General features: G+C 64.6%; 20 protein-coding genes. 12 read left to right on the top strand and 8 right to left on the bottom strand.

Annotation, left to right across the window (positions count from 1 at the left end):
- The first annotated feature begins 222 nt into the window (after nucleotides 1–222).
- Nucleotides 223–1,050 (top strand): methionine adenosyltransferase, encoded by an 828-nt coding sequence (locus ACFQ7F_RS19830; protein WP_383272049.1) that lies wholly within the window; start codon nucleotides 223–225, stop codon nucleotides 1,048–1,050.
- Nucleotides 1,051–1,700: 650 nt separating this feature from the next.
- Here ACFQ7F_RS19830 and ACFQ7F_RS19825 read toward each other — a convergent pair.
- Nucleotides 1,701–1,964, bottom strand: a complete 264-nt coding sequence (locus ACFQ7F_RS19825; protein WP_383272047.1) for an SDR family NAD(P)-dependent oxidoreductase — start codon at nucleotides 1,962–1,964, stop codon at nucleotides 1,701–1,703.
- A gap of 118 nt (nucleotides 1,965–2,082) precedes the next feature.
- Entirely contained in the window at nucleotides 2,083–2,400 is a 318-nt protein-coding gene (locus tag ACFQ7F_RS19820; protein WP_383272045.1) for a hypothetical protein, read from the bottom strand.
- 71 nt (nucleotides 2,401–2,471) lie between these two features.
- Here ACFQ7F_RS19820 and ACFQ7F_RS19815 point away from each other — a divergent pair, with 71 nt between their 5' ends.
- Together ACFQ7F_RS19815 and ACFQ7F_RS19810 are read left to right on the top strand one after the other, a co-directional pair.
- Entirely contained in the window at nucleotides 2,472–3,308 is an 837-nt protein-coding gene (locus tag ACFQ7F_RS19815; RefSeq protein ID WP_383272043.1) for a LysR family transcriptional regulator, read from the top strand.
- Between the two features lie 595 nt (nucleotides 3,309–3,903).
- Nucleotides 3,904–4,722 (top strand): toll/interleukin-1 receptor domain-containing protein, encoded by an 819-nt coding sequence (locus tag ACFQ7F_RS19810; RefSeq protein ID WP_383272041.1) that lies wholly within the window; start codon nucleotides 3,904–3,906, stop codon nucleotides 4,720–4,722.
- 39 nt (nucleotides 4,723–4,761) lie between these two features.
- On the opposite strand, the gene ACFQ7F_RS19805 is transcribed toward ACFQ7F_RS19810, so the two are convergent.
- The 6 genes from ACFQ7F_RS19805 to ACFQ7F_RS19780 all read right to left on the bottom strand — a co-directional run bounded on the left by ACFQ7F_RS19805 (nucleotide 4,762) and on the right by ACFQ7F_RS19780 (nucleotide 9,105).
- Entirely contained in the window at nucleotides 4,762–5,193 is a 432-nt protein-coding gene (locus ACFQ7F_RS19805; RefSeq protein ID WP_383272039.1) for an HIT family protein, read from the bottom strand.
- 2 nt (nucleotides 5,194–5,195) lie between these two features.
- Complete coding sequence (locus ACFQ7F_RS19800; protein WP_383272037.1) at nucleotides 5,196–6,050, bottom strand: macro domain-containing protein; 855 nt, start codon at nucleotides 6,048–6,050, stop codon at nucleotides 5,196–5,198.
- A gap of 2 nt (nucleotides 6,051–6,052) precedes the next feature.
- A complete protein-coding gene (locus ACFQ7F_RS19795) occupies nucleotides 6,053–6,556 on the bottom strand; it encodes a TIR domain-containing protein (RefSeq protein ID WP_383272035.1) in 504 nt (167 codons plus the stop codon).
- A gap of 681 nt (nucleotides 6,557–7,237) precedes the next feature.
- A complete protein-coding gene (locus ACFQ7F_RS19790; protein WP_383272033.1) occupies nucleotides 7,238–7,825 on the bottom strand; it encodes a hypothetical protein in 588 nt (195 codons plus the stop codon).
- 397 nt (nucleotides 7,826–8,222) lie between these two features.
- A complete protein-coding gene (locus ACFQ7F_RS19785) occupies nucleotides 8,223–8,651 on the bottom strand; it encodes an ATP-binding protein (protein WP_383272031.1) in 429 nt (142 codons plus the stop codon).
- Nucleotides 8,652–8,697: 46 nt separating this feature from the next.
- On the bottom strand, nucleotides 8,698–9,105 hold the full coding sequence (locus ACFQ7F_RS19780; RefSeq protein WP_383272055.1) for an NUDIX hydrolase: 408 nt from the start codon (nucleotides 9,103–9,105) through the stop codon (nucleotides 8,698–8,700).
- A 107-nt stretch (nucleotides 9,106–9,212) separates the two neighbouring features.
- Between ACFQ7F_RS19780 and ACFQ7F_RS19775 the strand changes: the two genes are divergently transcribed.
- From ACFQ7F_RS19775 to ACFQ7F_RS19735, 9 genes are all read left to right on the top strand, one after another.
- On the top strand, nucleotides 9,213–9,998 hold the full coding sequence (locus tag ACFQ7F_RS19775; RefSeq protein ID WP_383272029.1) for a GntR family transcriptional regulator: 786 nt from the start codon (nucleotides 9,213–9,215) through the stop codon (nucleotides 9,996–9,998).
- A gap of 165 nt (nucleotides 9,999–10,163) precedes the next feature.
- Entirely contained in the window at nucleotides 10,164–10,520 is a 357-nt protein-coding gene (locus ACFQ7F_RS19770; RefSeq protein WP_383272053.1) for a hypothetical protein, read from the top strand.
- Nucleotides 10,520–11,896, top strand: a complete 1,377-nt coding sequence (locus tag ACFQ7F_RS19765) for an FtsK/SpoIIIE domain-containing protein (RefSeq protein WP_383272027.1) — start codon at nucleotides 10,520–10,522, stop codon at nucleotides 11,894–11,896. The genes ACFQ7F_RS19770 and ACFQ7F_RS19765 overlap by 1 nt, the downstream gene beginning before the upstream one ends.
- A gap of 80 nt (nucleotides 11,897–11,976) precedes the next feature.
- Nucleotides 11,977–12,627, top strand: a complete 651-nt coding sequence (locus ACFQ7F_RS19760) for a DUF2637 domain-containing protein (protein ID WP_383272025.1) — start codon at nucleotides 11,977–11,979, stop codon at nucleotides 12,625–12,627.
- A gap of 12 nt (nucleotides 12,628–12,639) precedes the next feature.
- The gene (locus ACFQ7F_RS19755; RefSeq protein WP_383272023.1) at nucleotides 12,640–12,831 is read left to right on the top strand and encodes a mobile element transfer protein; all 192 of its coding nucleotides are present in this window, start codon (nucleotides 12,640–12,642) and stop codon (nucleotides 12,829–12,831) included.
- A 14-nt stretch (nucleotides 12,832–12,845) separates the two neighbouring features.
- Nucleotides 12,846–13,040 carry a hypothetical protein gene (locus tag ACFQ7F_RS19750; RefSeq protein ID WP_383272021.1) on the top strand — a complete coding sequence of 65 codons (195 nt, stop codon included), beginning with the start codon at nucleotides 12,846–12,848 and terminating at the stop codon, nucleotides 13,038–13,040.
- A 25-nt stretch (nucleotides 13,041–13,065) separates the two neighbouring features.
- Nucleotides 13,066–13,311 (top strand): SpdD protein, encoded by a 246-nt coding sequence (locus ACFQ7F_RS19745; RefSeq protein WP_383272051.1) that lies wholly within the window; start codon nucleotides 13,066–13,068, stop codon nucleotides 13,309–13,311.
- Nucleotides 13,312–13,473: 162 nt separating this feature from the next.
- Nucleotides 13,474–14,790 (top strand): replication initiator, encoded by a 1,317-nt coding sequence (locus ACFQ7F_RS19740; protein ID WP_383272019.1) that lies wholly within the window; start codon nucleotides 13,474–13,476, stop codon nucleotides 14,788–14,790.
- Complete coding sequence (locus ACFQ7F_RS19735) at nucleotides 14,783–15,016, top strand: excisionase family DNA-binding protein (protein WP_383272017.1); 234 nt, start codon at nucleotides 14,783–14,785, stop codon at nucleotides 15,014–15,016. The genes ACFQ7F_RS19740 and ACFQ7F_RS19735 overlap by 8 nt, the downstream gene beginning before the upstream one ends.
- Nucleotides 15,017–15,021 lie beyond the last annotated feature (5 nt).

Genomic DNA, 15,021 nt, shown 5'->3' with positions numbered 1-15,021 from the left:
TGACGCCGACAACGTTGACGGGCCCCCCCGCGGACGGTGGGGCCCTTCAACGTTAGTGCCCGGTGAGGCACTGGCGGAGGATACGAGATTCGAACTCGTGAGGGGTTGCCCCCAACACGCTTTCCAAATGTTCGTCCGGTAGTTCTGGGGTGTGCGGGGGTGTTCTGACCTGCGGTGGGCACGGGGCGGATGGGACCTATGAACGATGCCGTACGCGGGTGAATGCAACCAGAACTGCAACCACGGATCAGAGCGTTCTGCCTGGTCACCAGCTCAGTTGGCCACTGCTGGGTCGATCAGTGCCCGTTCGTGGAAGGTGGCTGCTCTGGGAGCGTAGTCTGCCGGGCCAAGCTCGCCCTCCTCGGCGGATCCAGCGAAGTCCGTTACGGAACAGGCGAGATGACGTCTCCGGTGCGGGTCCTGGTGAACGGGAGGGCAGCACCCATGTGCGGTGGCGAGCGCATCCCCGTTACCGAGATCGTGGAGGCCAAAGTCAGGGCGTTCTTCGCCGAGCGGCTCGCGGAGGTCGCGGACCACCTCGACGTCGTCTTCAACATCACGAGCAACTCCAGCCCTGGCGCCGTACTGACTGGTGACGGGGTGCCTGACCGGACCCGCTGGTTCAACCCGCGTTCTGTCGAGGATCTCCGTGAGCGTCGGGTGCGGCTCTCGAACGACACATCCCTTGGCACTGGCTGGGCGCCAGAGAGCCCCTTCGAGTCGTTCGTTCGGGAACTGGTCGATCATTTCTCCGGGAACAGCGACTTCACGAGCACCAATCCGTGGTGCGGCTCGGACGTCAAGCTCATGGGGTACTGGGACGGAGATCAGGCGGACGTCGTGCTGTGCGTGCCGCAGAAGTCGCGTCATGTCGGCAGTCGGGCGGAATACGTGCGACGGCAAGCCGTCGGCCCTCTGGTCAGCTACCCCACACCACGGCACGCCCTCCAGACCATCAGCTGCCGAGAGTCCCCATGCGCGTCATGCACCGGCTTGTCGCCCGCAACTGCGTGTTCCCCCCAGTGGCGATGGCTGGGTTGTCTTCGCTGATACGGCCCCAATCTCCGGGGGACGGATCGAGAATCCAACCCCACTTCGGGGGCAGCACCTCGTCTTCTGTCATGTGATCGCAAGCGCCTGGAACGTGCGCCTTACCATTCTGTTTGAGCAATATGGCGTTGCCGGGGAACCGCCGCCACTCCTGTCGAACACACCTTTCCTCCGGGTGCGCCTTGGGCACGCTGCCATCAGGAGGGCAGGCGCACCCCATGCCGATGATGTTGTCGCATCGCTCGCAGCGCACCTCTTTCATGTGACCAAGTGTCCCATCTGAGAGCGTGCAGCTCACGCGTAATGGCATGGCCCCGGTGTCCATTGCCGGGACATCCAGAGATCATCGCTATTCGACTGGGTGGGATGGCAAAGCGGCTGGCTTCGCTGACAACGGACACCAGTTGTCCTTTGTCATCCAACCGAGGCGTTTGACAGCGAACTCAGCCGTTTCGGCTTCTGCTCCAGCAACCTGCTGCCCATGTACGACGAGGTGGCGGGCGAACGTCCCCACGCGGCTCTGCGCGACCTGTTCGGCCGCACCCTCTGTCCCGTCGGTTCGGGCCCTTCGGCCCAACGCACCCGTGCGCTGGCCGCCGGACGTCATGCCGACCGTCGCACCGCTCCTGGCCAACTCGTTCGGCTACGCCTTATGGATCGCCTTCGCGCTCACCGCCGTGATCGCGATCCCCGCCCTCTTCCCGCCGCGCCACCGGCGCGGCGACAACAGCGGCGAGGGCGCCCGCGACACGGAGAGGGCGCCGGGCGTTGTTGACCGCCACGTCCAGCCGCCTGAACTCGGCGAGACGACGGCGGATCGCCGACCGGACGGAGTCCTCGTCGGCGATGTCGACCGGGGCAGCGATCGCCCGTCCGCCTGCCCCGGTGATTTCCTCGGCGGTCTCCCGGGCCACGGTCCGTCCAGGTCGAGGACCGCCACCGCCGCGCCCCGGCGGGCGAGACCGGACGCGATGGCGCGTCCGATCCCGCTGCCGGCGCCGGTGACCAGGCCGACCCTGCCGGTGAAGTCGCTCACGCCAGCGCCTCGTGGTTCGCCCACGCCGCCTTGAACGGGTAGCGGGTGCGCCAGGTGTCGAAGACCTCGCCGACCTCCGGTGCGGCGAACACGGTCCCCAGCGCCTCCACGTCGGCGGCGCCGAGCTGGACGACGACCGTGGCGATGAACGCCGGAATCTCCTCCTCGCCGGGGACCGGAATGTGGCGCTGTGCGGCGAACGTCTGGAGCACGCCGGTGCCCTTCGCGGCCTTTTCGAGGTCCGCGAGGTACTGGTTCAGGTCGGGGTCGGGAATCGGTTCGGTGAACTGTACAAACATGGTGTGCTGCATCATGGCTCCATATGACCACCGGATACCCGGACGCGTCCAAGACTCCTTCCGTAGGTATTCGATAACCTCAAGGAATGGATCTGTTGGAGGTCAGGGAGCTGCGGTATTTCGTCAGCGTCGCCGAGGAGCTGCACTTCGGCCGCGCCGCTGACAGGCTCGCCGTCGCGCAGCCCGCCCTGTCGAAAGCCATCAAGCGCATCGAGGCCCGACTGCGCGTCACGCTCTTCGACCGCACCAGCCGCAGCGTCGCACTGACGCCCGCGGGCGCGGCCCTGCTGGAGCACGGCCGGCATGCGCTGAACGCGATGACGGTCGCCGTGCAGAACACCCAACGCGCCGCCGACGACGCACCGTTGAGGTTCGTGATCAAACCCGGCGGGGACGCGAACCTGCTCTCCGGGATTCTCGCCGCCTACGCGGAGCAGCCCGGTGCCCGGCGGGTCGACATCCTCTTCAGCGGCGCCACCGACCGCACCGATCACCTGCGCGACGGGCGCGCCGACGCGGGCCTGCTCTACGCCCCGTTCGACGACCTCGGCGGACTGGCCACCAAGACCCTCCACGTCGAGGACCGGGTAGCCGTCCTCCCCGAAAACCACCGGCTCGTCGGGCGCGACAGTATCTCCCTGGGCGACCTCAGCGACGAGGTCTTCCCGCAGTGGCCGGGTGTCCCCGGCGGCGGCAGCGGTCCCGAGGTCGCCGATGCCGGCGAACTCACCGCTCTGGTGAGGATCGCCCGCGTCGTCGCCGTCCTGCCCCGCTCGCTCGTCACGCCCGTGCCGCCGGGCATCGTGTGCATCCCTGTGCCCGACGCCGGGCCGAGCCGGATCGTCATCGCCTGCCGGGACGACGACCAGCGCGAGCACGTCATGGCCCTGATCGCCGCCGCCGCATCTCGGCGGCGCGGCTGAGCCCATCCGTCCACCCCGGGTCATCCCCTCCTCGCGCGCGTGTCCCGGTTGCAACCAAAACTGCAACCACGCACGAAGAAGGGCCCCACCGCGAACGGTGGGGCCCTTCGACATCGTGCCCGGTGAGGCACTGGCGGAGGATACGAGATTCGAACTCGTGAGGGGTTGCCCCCAACACGCTTTCCAACTGTGGTGGTGGGGTGTTGGGCTCTGTGCAGGCGCGTTCAACTGCGTACATCGGAGAGCGGGCGCTCGCCTGGGCACGACCTCGGGCCTCGGCTGAACGTCTGTGCACCATGCTGAATGAGACGGGAACTGAGACGGAAGCCACCGGATGGCGAGCCGTGGGAGAGCCCACCGATGAACCTCGCCATGGGATACGAGCTCCACATCACCAGGGCAGCGGACGCGATGGACCGCGAGGAGCACCCGATCGTGTAAGACGAATGGATCGTCTTCGCCCGCGAGCACCCGGTGCTCCGAGAAGAGGGGTACCTCGATCTGGCACACAGTGGCTGGCAGCCCATGATCGCTTAACAGACACAAGCATACGAAAGGGGAGACAGCCCCGTCACCTCGCCAGTACGATCAGCGCATGGATGGCAGGTGGTCTGGCAAACTTCGTCTTGATCTTGTGGACGCTCTAGCCGATCTTCCCGGCGCGGAAACTGACACATTCTTCTCCGCATACGGCCTCAGCGAGGCGTATGACCGCCCTGGCCGGATGGCCAGCAAGAAATCTAAGATCAATTCTGCGATCCGAGCGGCCGAGACGCAGGGAAGAATCGATCTAGTCCTGAGTGCCGCAGTAGATCGTTTCCGGCTGACACTAGATGGATATTCGGCACAGAGTGCCGCGGAATTCGCTGCCGTTCCACCATCAAGCAACGAGATGAATTCCGGAAAGTCTATCTTCATTAGCCATGCATCGGCAGACCGCGACTTGGCTTCTGCTTTGAAGGATCATCTAATTCTCGGCGGCGTCCCAAACGGCAAAATCTTCTTCTCTTCAGAAAACTCTACCGGAATTCCAGCTGGTCAAAATGTGCATCATCACCTTCAACAAACTTTGGCTAATTCGGCCGTGGTGATTGAGTTAATCAGCGAGACCTTCTTGACTAGACCGTACTGCCTAATGGAACTTGGCGCAGCATGGGTACTGAACAAGCCCACATACCCTTTGGTAGTCCCCCCACTAAGCATCCTTGATGCCACTAGGGCAGTCGGAAACGTAAAAATGCGTCTACTTGGGACAGATGCCGAAGCGGATGCTGTCTTCGATGAGCTACACGAAATGCTTTCCGACGTCGGCCTGATTCTCCCCTTGCGCTTTTGGAATGAAGCGGTGCAAAAATTTAATAAGACCACGCGTGGAATGTTTCAGGCAGCTGATATTGGAGAGGCGCGAGCCTAATCTGCTCACGAGTCATCCCCGATCCGTTGCCAGCAGCGCCTAGAACTTCAAGCGCAACCGCTCGGCGATGCGATCTGTTTCAGCGATGCTCAGTTCAGGGACCTTATTCCAGTTGGTGCTGCCACCTTCCACTGTGCCAGCCACATGAAAGTGGAAATGTGGAATTGCCTGGTGCGCGTCCACTCCGTTATTTTGCCACACGCTGATCCCTGGGCGCCGATCAGTCGAATCAATGGCCCTAGATGCTCTCTGGAGCAAATCCATGACTGCGTGCGCCTCGGCCTCATAAAGGTCGAGAAGCGTTGGAGCGTGACGCGTCGTTACCACCAGCAAGTGGGAAATGCCGCGCTGTTCTCGCGGGACAAGGATAGCGGCCATGCTTTCTCGATGGAGAATTGTGAACGGGCGATTACCTGTCAGGTAATCGCAGAATGCGCATGGATATGTGTCAGGAACTACAAGATGGCTCATCTTTAGGACCTTTTCAGCGATTGCAGAAAGTCCTGTATCTCTAGCATGTCAATCCGTTTCTCGTCCTGCGGGCGAATGACAATAATCAACTCTTCGCATACTCTCTGATGCCGAGATGCGAACATGAATGAAAGAATGAGGAATCGGATAGCGTCCTGAATTGGCAAAATTGCAGACATGCCGGATTGGCCAAGACCGATGATCGGTGCGGCGACAGCTTCGCCGTTGGAGCGCGACCGCACGTCGCTCCATAGTTTTTCCAACGCCTCCCAAAGGGTGCCGATGGAAGTCGAGACATTGTTATTTTGATCCATGGCCGTGTAAGCAACACAGAAGTAGTGCGTACGATTGCGGCGAATGCAGGCTACGGTGCCGAGCGGGTACCGGGTTGACTTACCTGGTTTTACAACACCCGTATCTGCTGGTGTCTTGCCGGCCAGAGCCGAATCTAGGTCGGAGTTGAGTGCTGACACGTCATGCCGGTACACATGAGCAAGGAGCTGCCCCTGCACGCTGTTCTCGGCGATAATGTGTGGAGTCTCGACATCAAAGAAATCTGACATCCCGATGACGAGATTTGTGTCCTGTTCAAACAGATTACCTGTGATCAGCCTAACCTTCGTATCTGGAGAGGAATAGTGCTGCTCTACCGGGTGCGGCCAGGACTTCCAGATAGCGTAAACAAGAGCTACTGCTGGCAGAATTAGGATTTCCGGCAGATTGAGCTTTCCTAGCGTGTTCGGCGAGAAAAGATCAAACAAGCTCAACCCGACGGAGAAAAATCCGAGGGAGGCGAGACCGCTAGTTGCCAGACCGCGCCAGAATCGAGGATTGCGAAGATCTCGTGTTGGCTGCATCGCTAAAGCCTGTCGTAGATGCTCTGCTTGTACTGATGCGGGCCGCTTTTGTCGCTTGACGCAAAATCAACCGCATAATTGTCCAGGGCGTACCTGATAATTGCTGGGCTAAATGCAACTGAGAGAGTGTAGTAATCTGCGTCGAGAAGTGGCTTGGGAATGAAGCTCTGGTCGACTGTTTTGTCGCCATCGTGGTTTGCGATGACGATCGGAAGGTTGAACTCTAGCGTTACTGCGATTTCGTAAGCCAAAAATGAACTTCCATCTCCTCCCTTTCTTTTAGCATCCGGGGTGCCGATCAGAACAATCTGCTTGGCGTTGCTCATCCGCTGGCGAAGATTGCGCTTAATTGTCGTAGGTAGGCTAGTGTCACGTGAAATGTAGAGGTCGTGTGCGTCGTAGAAGTTGAAGTCGATGTTCTTGTTCTCGCGCCATGCTTCCATGAGGCGATACAACTCGATATTTTCGCTGGCGAACGCCACGTATGTTTTGTTGCGATAGCTCACGGTTCTCCTTAGCCCCAACGAGCAAGTGTGCGGATTCTAGGCACAGCTACGACCCCGACACGGCTGAATCGGGAAAAATTTCTTGGTGACGCCACGCGGACGGTTTCACTATGCCCGCCGCTGTGGCTGCGATTCTTCCGCCTCAACCACTCGAGGCCCCGGCTCCCATCCCGTCCGCCGTCGACCCACACACCGTGGAGCGGGCGTGGTTCATGGCGTCCAGGTGGAGCGCGCCACTGTACGAACGACCTGGACGCCATGGGCCGCGTCTGCTCGGCTCTGCCTGGGTCGATGGTGGTCGGGATGGGAGCCCCCAACGCTCGCCACGATGGGCCCGCAGTCGCGCCCGGCGCCCCCTCCATCCCAGAGTCAGAGCGCCCCCGCCGGAGGCATTGCCTTGTCCCGGCCGGATTCGTGCGGTGCTCTACTGTCGGGCCGTGACTTGCTTGCGGCCACTGGGTCGGGCCCTGCGCCGAAGGCGTGTGGGGCCCGGCCCAAGGGGCCAGCCCGCGCTTGCGCGGGCCCTTGAACCAGTAGAGAAAGTTGTAACTCACTGGGTGGCATAGGCCTTTGTCATGTCTCGGTTGATGCTTGGTTGCGCCCGTCCCCTCGGTAGGAGGGTTGGGGAACTGACCACTGAACGACGGGTCTGGAGTGTCCAGGGGCGACGTGGAAAAGAACCTAAAGGTAGGGCCCGAAGTTACCGGACCTTATTGATTCGGGCGGCGAATCTGGATTGGTGCCCTGGACGTCCAGCGGGGTCGCGCCCAAACCTGTTGGAGAGATCTGCAAAGCCACTTCGAGTTGACCTGCGAAAATGGCTCTCCTCTTTCTTAATAACTCTTCGAGGGCAGATTTCATGAGTTCCGAGTTGCTGTACGCGTACTGAGCGGCTGCAAGATGCGCGTCTGCTTCCAATACGCGCCAGGCACTCTTGTGCATGTTGTTGCCTATCGCGCGAATATCGCAACGCAGGAATGTTGATGTGGCTGTCAACGCTGCTGAAATGAGCGCTAGTAGGGCAGCGGGGATGCGAGCCTGGTCAGAGGCTAGTCCTGTTGCCCCAGAAACTGCGGCAAGGAGCGCGGTAGGTAGACCTAAAGAAAGATAGGCCGCGTTCCAAAAGAGAGCCAGCTTGCGAGCATGTCTGGCCTGCTCATCAGCCTCGACAGCCACTTCTGCAATCTCGTTGCGTAGATGCTTTCCCTCGGCGTCAGTGGCGTCGTCCATGAACTCTATGCGCCGACGGTAGCCCCCGTTGGTTGCCATAGCCCAATAATGCCGGAAGCTGAGTTTCTGTGTCTTCCATTGAAGTTGTATCTGCAGGTGGGGAGTTCGGCGTCCTTGCAGTGCGCGAGAGGAAGGAAAAGTACGGGATGAATCGTCCAGGTGATGCGGGTGCTGGCCCGGGTGACTGATGCCTCGCACGGGTCGGCGCACATGAGGGCCTTCCTCGTTGCTACGCGGCCGTCGTACAGCCAGGTCCATGCTTCCTGGGGCGCTTCGGCGTCGAGTGCTGGTGAGAGGGTGCGGAGCGCTACAGCGATCCAACGGTCTTCCTGGGCGGCGTTGTACGCATCGAACGATGCTCGGACTGCCGGCCGCGTCTCGTCGGTGAGGCCTTCAGTCCAGCATTTGCACCAGTAGGCCCACTGTGGCTTGTCCATCAGCACGGGTAGCCTCCCGGTCGCTGGTCCGTGAAGAGCTCCACGGTGACGGTGTGGCCGTTGTCGCTGTCGTGGACCAAGACCCGATGAGCAATGACGCTGACCATGCCCAACCCTCTGCCGTGCTCCGCCTCCTGGTCCTGGTGCTCGACCTTCGGGGCCGTGTTCGTGTCTCCCTCGTCCGTCACCGACAGGGCAATCACCCGCGAGGAGATCGCGAGTTTCAGGTGGAAGCTGCCGCAGCCCCGGCCGCTGGCCGTATGCAGGATCGCGTTCGCGCTCAGCTCGCTCACGATCAGTTCGGCGTCCTCCACCAGGGGCGAGCCCCGGAGGATGTCCCGCGTCCAGCGTCGGGCCCGGCTGACCTCTTCAGGGAAACCTGGGCAAGTGAGGCCCCAGACTCGGATAGTGCTCGTATACTCGTGCATACAAGTTCCTTCATGCTGGTAGGCCGCCATGTGCAGCGGGTTCGAGCTAGACGAGTTTCACGCCGTCGTGGGCGCGGATGGCCGGTGGGGAAGCCGCGTCGAGTGCGTCCAGGACGCGGATCGCGTATGCCTCGTCGGCGAGTTCTGCGACTTCGTCGCGGGTGGCCCAGCGCAGAGCTCGGGTCTCGTCGCCGGTAGTGGGCGTGCCGTCGGCGGCCTCGCAGCGGAAGACCATGGAGACGATCAAGCCCGTCATGTTCTTGTAGATGCCGGTGAGAGTCGCGGGAAGCGCGATCTTGATGCCGGTTTCTTCGAGGACTTCGCGTTGCAGGGCCTCGGGGATGGTTTCCTCACGTTCGAGGATGCCGCCCGGGGGTTCCCAATGGCCGTTGTCGCGGCGCTTGATCAGAAGGGCCCGGCCCTGGTCGTCGACGATGACTCCGGCAACGCTCACGGAGTGCGGACGGTCAGTGCTCAAGGTCCTCGGCCCTCCCGGATGGCTAGGCTTTCCACCGTAGCAACAACACTCGCCCACTCGTCTAGATACCTAAAGGAGTACACGTGACGTCTCTCCCGAGCCTGCTCGGCGACATCGACCCCACGAGCGATCGTGCGGTCTTTCGACAGATCGCCGACCAGCTGCGCGAGGCCATCGACCGTGGGCGATTCAAGGAAGGCGAGAAGCTGCCCTCCGAAGCTGAACTCGTCGAGCATTACGGCGTCTCTCGGATGACCGTTCGGAACTCCTTCTCGGTGCTCACGGGCGAGGGCCTGGTCCATGCCGAGCACGGAAAAGGCGTCTTCGTGCGACCACGGCCACCCGTCCGCCGCCTGGCCTCCGACCGCTTCGCCCGGCGCCACCGTGATCAAGGTAAGTCCGCCTTCATCGTCGAGGCTGACGCTGCGGGCAGTCATCCCCAGGTCGACAGCCTGGAGGTCAAGGAGGAGAAGGCCAGTCAGGACATCTCCACCCGTCTCGGCTCTGTACGGCGCGTGCTCGCTCGTCGGCGCCGGTACCTGCTCGACGGTCGGCCGGTCGAGTTCGCCACCTCTTATCTCCCGCTCGACATCGCGCGCGGAACGCAGATCGCCGAACCCAACCCCGGTCCCGGCGGCATTTACGCCCGCCTCGAAGAGCTGGGGCATCACCTCGACCACTTCGAAGAGGAGATCCGGGCCCGGATGCCCGCGCCGCCAGAAGTGAAGACTCTCCGGCTGGCCTCTGGTGTGCCCGTGATCCACCTGATCCGCACCGCGTATGACACCGAAGGGCGGGCCGTGGAGGTGTGCGACACCGTCATGGCGGCGGACGCGTACGTCCTGTCGTACCAGCTCCCGGCCACGTAAGGGCCTGACGGCCGTGGTGTGCGGTGGTCCGCTCCCCCGAACTCGTACATCCCAACAGGCATACTCGTATAGACGAGTGGGCAAGTTGTGTGGCAACGTGGTCGTCGTTCCCGAAGATCGGGTTCGAAGACTGCATCTTGTATAGACGAGTAGATGGGAAGAATTTTGCGAACCATCCGTGTGGAGGCCTCCGCCGCGACGATCCTGCTCACCGAGGCGCCCGTGCCCAAGGTCCGCGACCGGCAGACGGGCGAGATCGCCAAGGACGTCAACAGCGGCGAAGCCCTGATGACGATCGGCGTCGTCTACATCGAGGAGGGGGAGTCGTCCCTGATCAAGGTGACCATCCCGGAGAGCGGAGTGTCTGAGGGGCTGACGCTCGGTGCGCCGGTCTCGCTTCCGGGGCTCGTGGCCCGGCCGTGGGAGAGCGTGTTCAACGGCCAGCAGCGCCACGGAATCGCTTACCGCTGCGCCGCCGTTACTCCGGCAGCCTTCCCGGCCGCCGTGGGGGCCTCGGCCTGATGACCGACCTGACGACGCTTCTGGAGGTGGGTGGTCCTGTCGCCGCACTCGGCGGCGGGGCTGCCTACACCCGGGCCAAGCACCCGGGGGTCTACTGGTCTGCGGTCGGCCTGCCGATGTCCACGGCCCGACTGCTCAGCTCGTACGGCTCGGTCATGGAGGCCTGCGGTCTGACCGTGACGCCGTCTCGACTGCGGGTCCTGGCGGTCAAGGCCACCACCCGTGGGGAGATCCGGCCCGTACCGCCTCGTCGCGGGATCATCCGCCCGACCACGACCGGATTGCGGCTCCGTCTGCGGCTCGCGCCGGGCCAAGAACCCGCCGATGTGGCGGCCTCGGCCGAACGCCTGCGGCATGCCTGGGGAGTCCACGCTGTCTACGTGACCACGGTCAAGCCTGGTGTGGTCGACCTGCGACTCGTCGGCTATGACGTGCTGCGCAAGGTCCGTATGCCGCGCAAACCGGTGGGCGGGTTCCTGCAAGTGCCCGTAGCGCTGCGGGAAGACGCGACGCCTTTCGTACGTGACTACCGCGTCGTACCGCACGGCCTCTGCCTTGGTGCCACCCTGTCGGGCAAGTCCATGTACCTGCGGCACCTCGTTGCCGGACTCGCGCGGCAGTCCGTCGCTCTGGTCGGCATCGACTGCAAACGTGGTGTGGAGTTGGCGCCCTTCGCCTCGCGACTGTCAGCGCTCGCCACTGACCCCGATCAGGCCGCCGAGTTGTTGCCCGTGCTCATCAAGGAGATGGAGGACCGGTACGACCTGATCAAGGCGCGCCAGGGGGTCGCCCCGAGCACACCGGACGAGGAGATCACCTCCGACATATGGGGGCTCCCCGAGCAGGAACGACCTGTTCCCGTGGTGCTGTTCGTCGACGAGGTGGCGGAACTCTTCCTCGTCGCCACGAAGAAGGAGGAAGAGCGGCGGGACGAGATGGTCACTCAGCTCATCCGGCTTGCTCAGCTCGGCCGCGCGGCCGGTATCTACCTGGAGGTGTGCGGGCAGCGATTCGGCGCCGAGCTCGGCAAGGGCGCCACGATGCTCCGAGCCCAGCTGACCGGTCGCGTCTGCCACCGCGTGAACGACGAAGCCTCCGCGAAAATGGCGCTTGGCGACATCGCCCCCGAAGCGGTCTCCGCCGCCTGCGCCGTCCCTGCGGAACAACCCGGTCTCGCCGTTGCCGGTGACACCTCCGGCGGCTGGTCCCGTATCCGAACGCCGTATCTCTCCCTGGCCGACGCCGCCGAGACCTGCCGCGCGACGGCCCACATGGTCCCCGACCTGCCCGCGCTGAAGCCCTTCCGGCCCTCCGTGACCGAGCAGCCGGTCGAGTCCCCGGCCCCGGCCGTACGGCCGCGACCGGTAACTGGCTGATCCTCCCCACCCCGGTCGGCGTGACCGCCTCGCGCCAAGCCCCTACCCCTCCCATGCCTGAATCCGGAAGGAGCCGCAGCATGCGCGCCCAACTGGCCCGTATCGATGCGGTACTCGTCCAAGCCGTCATCGCCGCCGCCCTGTCCTTCGCCCACCTGCACGACGTCGCCTCGGCGGCAGGACAGGACGGGTGGAAAGCGTGGGCCTATCCGATCTCGGTCGACCTGCTGCTCGTCGCCGCCTGGCGTCGACTGCGGACCGGTGACGCCAAAGCCGCGGGCTGGTGCTGGTTCGTCATCGCGCTCGCGGCCTCTCTGGGCGCGAATGTCGCCACCGCCGGTCTGCTCGACCTGAACCATGTGCCGGCCTGGCTCCGCATCCTCGTCGCGGGATGGCCTGCGGTCGCCTTCCTCGGCGGAACTCTCCTCGCTCACTCGGCACCGACCCGGCACGTGGCGACCGAGGAGGACAGCCGAGAACCCGAGCACATCGACGACCAGGAGGACGCGCCCGATCCCGTGCCGGAGCTCCCGCCGACACCGGCCACCGAGCCCGCGCCCACCTCGACTCCTCCAACTGCCGTCTCCATCCCGGCGGCCCTGGTCGAGCACGCCCGCAAAGTCGCCACCGAGCACCACACCCGCACCGGAACAGCCATCGACACCACGACCCTGCGCGCCCGCCTCGGCGTCCCGATGCCGATGGCCGACGCCATCGCCGCTCAGCTCTGAAGGGAGATCCACATGAGCGCCAACCGCCGATTCCGCTCCGTCGCCCGCATCGGTCCCGTCCAGGTCGGTACGTCGTACGGCGGCCGTGGCCGCGAGGAGCACACCGCTGCCTGCACGGCCCCGCGCTGCGGCTTCTCCGCCGACTACGACAGCCGTGCCGCCGCCGAGCTGGCTGCCCGTACCCACCGCTGCCCCGTCCGCTGAAAGGACCCGCCTCCGTGACCGTCAGCCTGCCGCTCGTGCTCGTCCTCGGCCTCATCGCCTGGGGAGCGATCAAGTTTCTCGGCGTCCGCACGTGGATCGTCGTGGTGATCGCCCTGTTCGGCTTCTGGCTCTCGCACACCTTCATGGCCCCGGCCATCGAATCCGGCACGCGCTCCGGCGTGGACGTCGTAAACGGCTCACATGACTAGACGAGTAGGTAAGGAGAGCTTCGCCGTGTTCCTGCCCAAGTACCCCGACAGCCCGACGCCGCCGCCCGTACACGCCCACACCGTGGCCAACCCGGCCCCCGTGCAGCGCCCGGCGCCTCAGATATCCGTCACCACCGGGGCGGTCGCGGCCGTCCTCGTCGGCGGCGTCGTGCTGACCGCACTCCTGGCCGCCGTCGCCGTCACGGCCATCTCCGTCGCGGTGTGCGCCGTGGTCATTCGCTCGATGCTCCGCGACCAGCGGCGGCGCTAGGCGCCAGCACTGCCAGACCCCCGGGGCGGCCCTGATACCGCCAAGCATCCGCCGCCCCGGGGGCCCTGTCCCTCCTAGCCGAAGCCAGAAGGAGAACCCATCATTACGCGCGCCACCCCGCCCCCGCTCCGCGAACTCGGTCAACTGGCCGCCCTTGGCACGATGCCCGCGCTCCTGCGGCAACTCTCCGGACTCGGCGGCTGTACGCACCCGATCCGCCTCGACGGCCACCGCACCGAGCACGCCGTGAACACCCGTACCGGCGAGATCGGCAACGTCCTCCACCACCTCGACTCCGCAGGCCTCCCGGCCGGTCACCTGCTCGTCCGCTGCAACAACCGCCGTACGACCCGCTGTGCGGCCTGCGCAGAGGTCTACCGCCGCGACACCTTTCACCTGATCACCTCCGGCCTGCGCGGCGGCAAGGGCGTCCCCGAACAGGTCGTCGCACACCCTCGCGTCTTCGCCACCTTCACCGCCCCGGGCTTCGGCCCGGTCCACAACCGCCCCACCGGCCCGGCTCGAACAGTCCGCCCCTGCCGCTGCGGCATCGTCCACGACCAGGAGGACACCGATCTCGGCACTCCGTTGAACCCCGACGCGTACGACTACGAAGCGGCCGTGCTCTGGAACGCGCATGCCGGGGCGCTGTGGAGGCGCTTCTCCACGTACCTCCGCCGGGAAGTCGCCAAGCGCGCCGGACTCTCACAGCGAGTCTTCCGCGAGTACGCCCGGGTGTCCTTCGCCAAGGTCGCCGAGTATCAGAAGCGCGGTGCGGTCCACTTCCACGCGGTCATCCGTATCGACGGCCCGGCGGGTGGTGACACCCCGCCTCCCGCCTGGGCGACCGCCGAGCTGCTGACCGATGCCATTCGAGCCGCCGCGACCGCCGCCCGCGTGGACGGCCCGGTCATCGACGGACGCGCCCACGCCTTCACCTTCGGCCGCCAGCTCGACGTACGTACGATCCGCTCGGCCGATTTCGACGGTGGCCAGGAGCTGACCGAACGGGCTGTCGCCGCGTACATCGCCAAGTACGCGACCAAGGGCGCGGAGACTGCCACGGGAGCTCTGGACCGCCCCCTCAAGTTCATCGCCGAACTCGCCCAGCTCGACATCAGCGACCACGCCCGCCGCATGATCCGCACCGCCTGGGCCCTCGGCGCCCGCAAGGACCTGGCGGAACTCCGGCTCCGGGCATGGGCCCACATGCTCGGCTTCCGCGGCCACTTCTCGACGAAGTCCCGCCGCTACTCGACCACCCTTGGCGCGCTCCGCGACGCCCGTGCCGAATGGCGCGCAGCCCAAGCCGCATCGGTCACCAGCGGCCAGACCACCTCCGAAATTTTCGGGAGCGCCCCAACCCTCGTCCTCGCCCACTGGGTCTACGCCGGAACCGGCCTCACCGACACCGAAGCGTGGCTTGCCGAAACCATCGAACCCGCCCTGGGAACGGAAGGAGAACCGACCCGTGACTGAGTCCAGTTCCGCTGTCGCCGTCCTGGAGGCGGTCGATTCCGCTTTGGTGCTGCTGACTGTCGAGGAGGCGGCTCGGCGACTGCGTATCGGACGCACGACGGCCTTCCGGCTCGTCCTGGCGGGAGAGATCGAATCGGTGACCGTTGGACGGCTGCGCAGGGTTCCCGCCGACGCTCTGCCCGCCTTCGTGGCGAAGCTGCGTCACCGCTCCGCAGAAGCGGCCTGAGGAGG

The organism is Streptomyces sp. NPDC056486, assembly GCF_042795295.1.
Classification (GTDB): domain Bacteria; phylum Actinomycetota; class Actinomycetes; order Streptomycetales; family Streptomycetaceae; genus Streptomyces.
Note: the sequence above shows the minus strand (reverse complement) of the source record. Positions and strands in the feature narration are given on the sequence as shown.

Coding starts and splice junctions, on each gene's coding strand:
- ACFQ7F_RS19815 (WP_383272043.1), top strand. CDS start 2,472: ATGGATCTGTTGGAGGTCAGGGAGCTGCGGTATTTCGTCAGCGTCGCC.
- ACFQ7F_RS19785 (WP_383272031.1), bottom strand. CDS start 8,651: ATGCACGAGTATACGAGCACTATCCGAGTCTGGGGCCTCACTTGCCCA.
- ACFQ7F_RS19740 (WP_383272019.1), top strand. CDS start 13,474: ATGCCCGCGCTCCTGCGGCAACTCTCCGGACTCGGCGGCTGTACGCAC.
- ACFQ7F_RS19805 (WP_383272039.1), bottom strand. CDS start 5,193: ATGAGCCATCTTGTAGTTCCTGACACATATCCATGCGCATTCTGCGAT.
- ACFQ7F_RS19810 (WP_383272041.1), top strand. CDS start 3,904: ATGGATGGCAGGTGGTCTGGCAAACTTCGTCTTGATCTTGTGGACGCT.
- ACFQ7F_RS19755 (WP_383272023.1), top strand. CDS start 12,640: ATGAGCGCCAACCGCCGATTCCGCTCCGTCGCCCGCATCGGTCCCGTC.
- ACFQ7F_RS19760 (WP_383272025.1), top strand. CDS start 11,977: ATGCGCGCCCAACTGGCCCGTATCGATGCGGTACTCGTCCAAGCCGTC.
- ACFQ7F_RS19830 (WP_383272049.1), top strand. CDS start 223: ATGCAACCAGAACTGCAACCACGGATCAGAGCGTTCTGCCTGGTCACC.
- ACFQ7F_RS19790 (WP_383272033.1), bottom strand. CDS start 7,825: ATGGCAACCAACGGGGGCTACCGTCGGCGCATAGAGTTCATGGACGAC.
- ACFQ7F_RS19765 (WP_383272027.1), top strand. CDS start 10,520: ATGACCGACCTGACGACGCTTCTGGAGGTGGGTGGTCCTGTCGCCGCA.
- ACFQ7F_RS19800 (WP_383272037.1), bottom strand. CDS start 6,050: ATGCAGCCAACACGAGATCTTCGCAATCCTCGATTCTGGCGCGGTCTG.
- ACFQ7F_RS19820 (WP_383272045.1), bottom strand. CDS start 2,400: ATGATGCAGCACACCATGTTTGTACAGTTCACCGAACCGATTCCCGAC.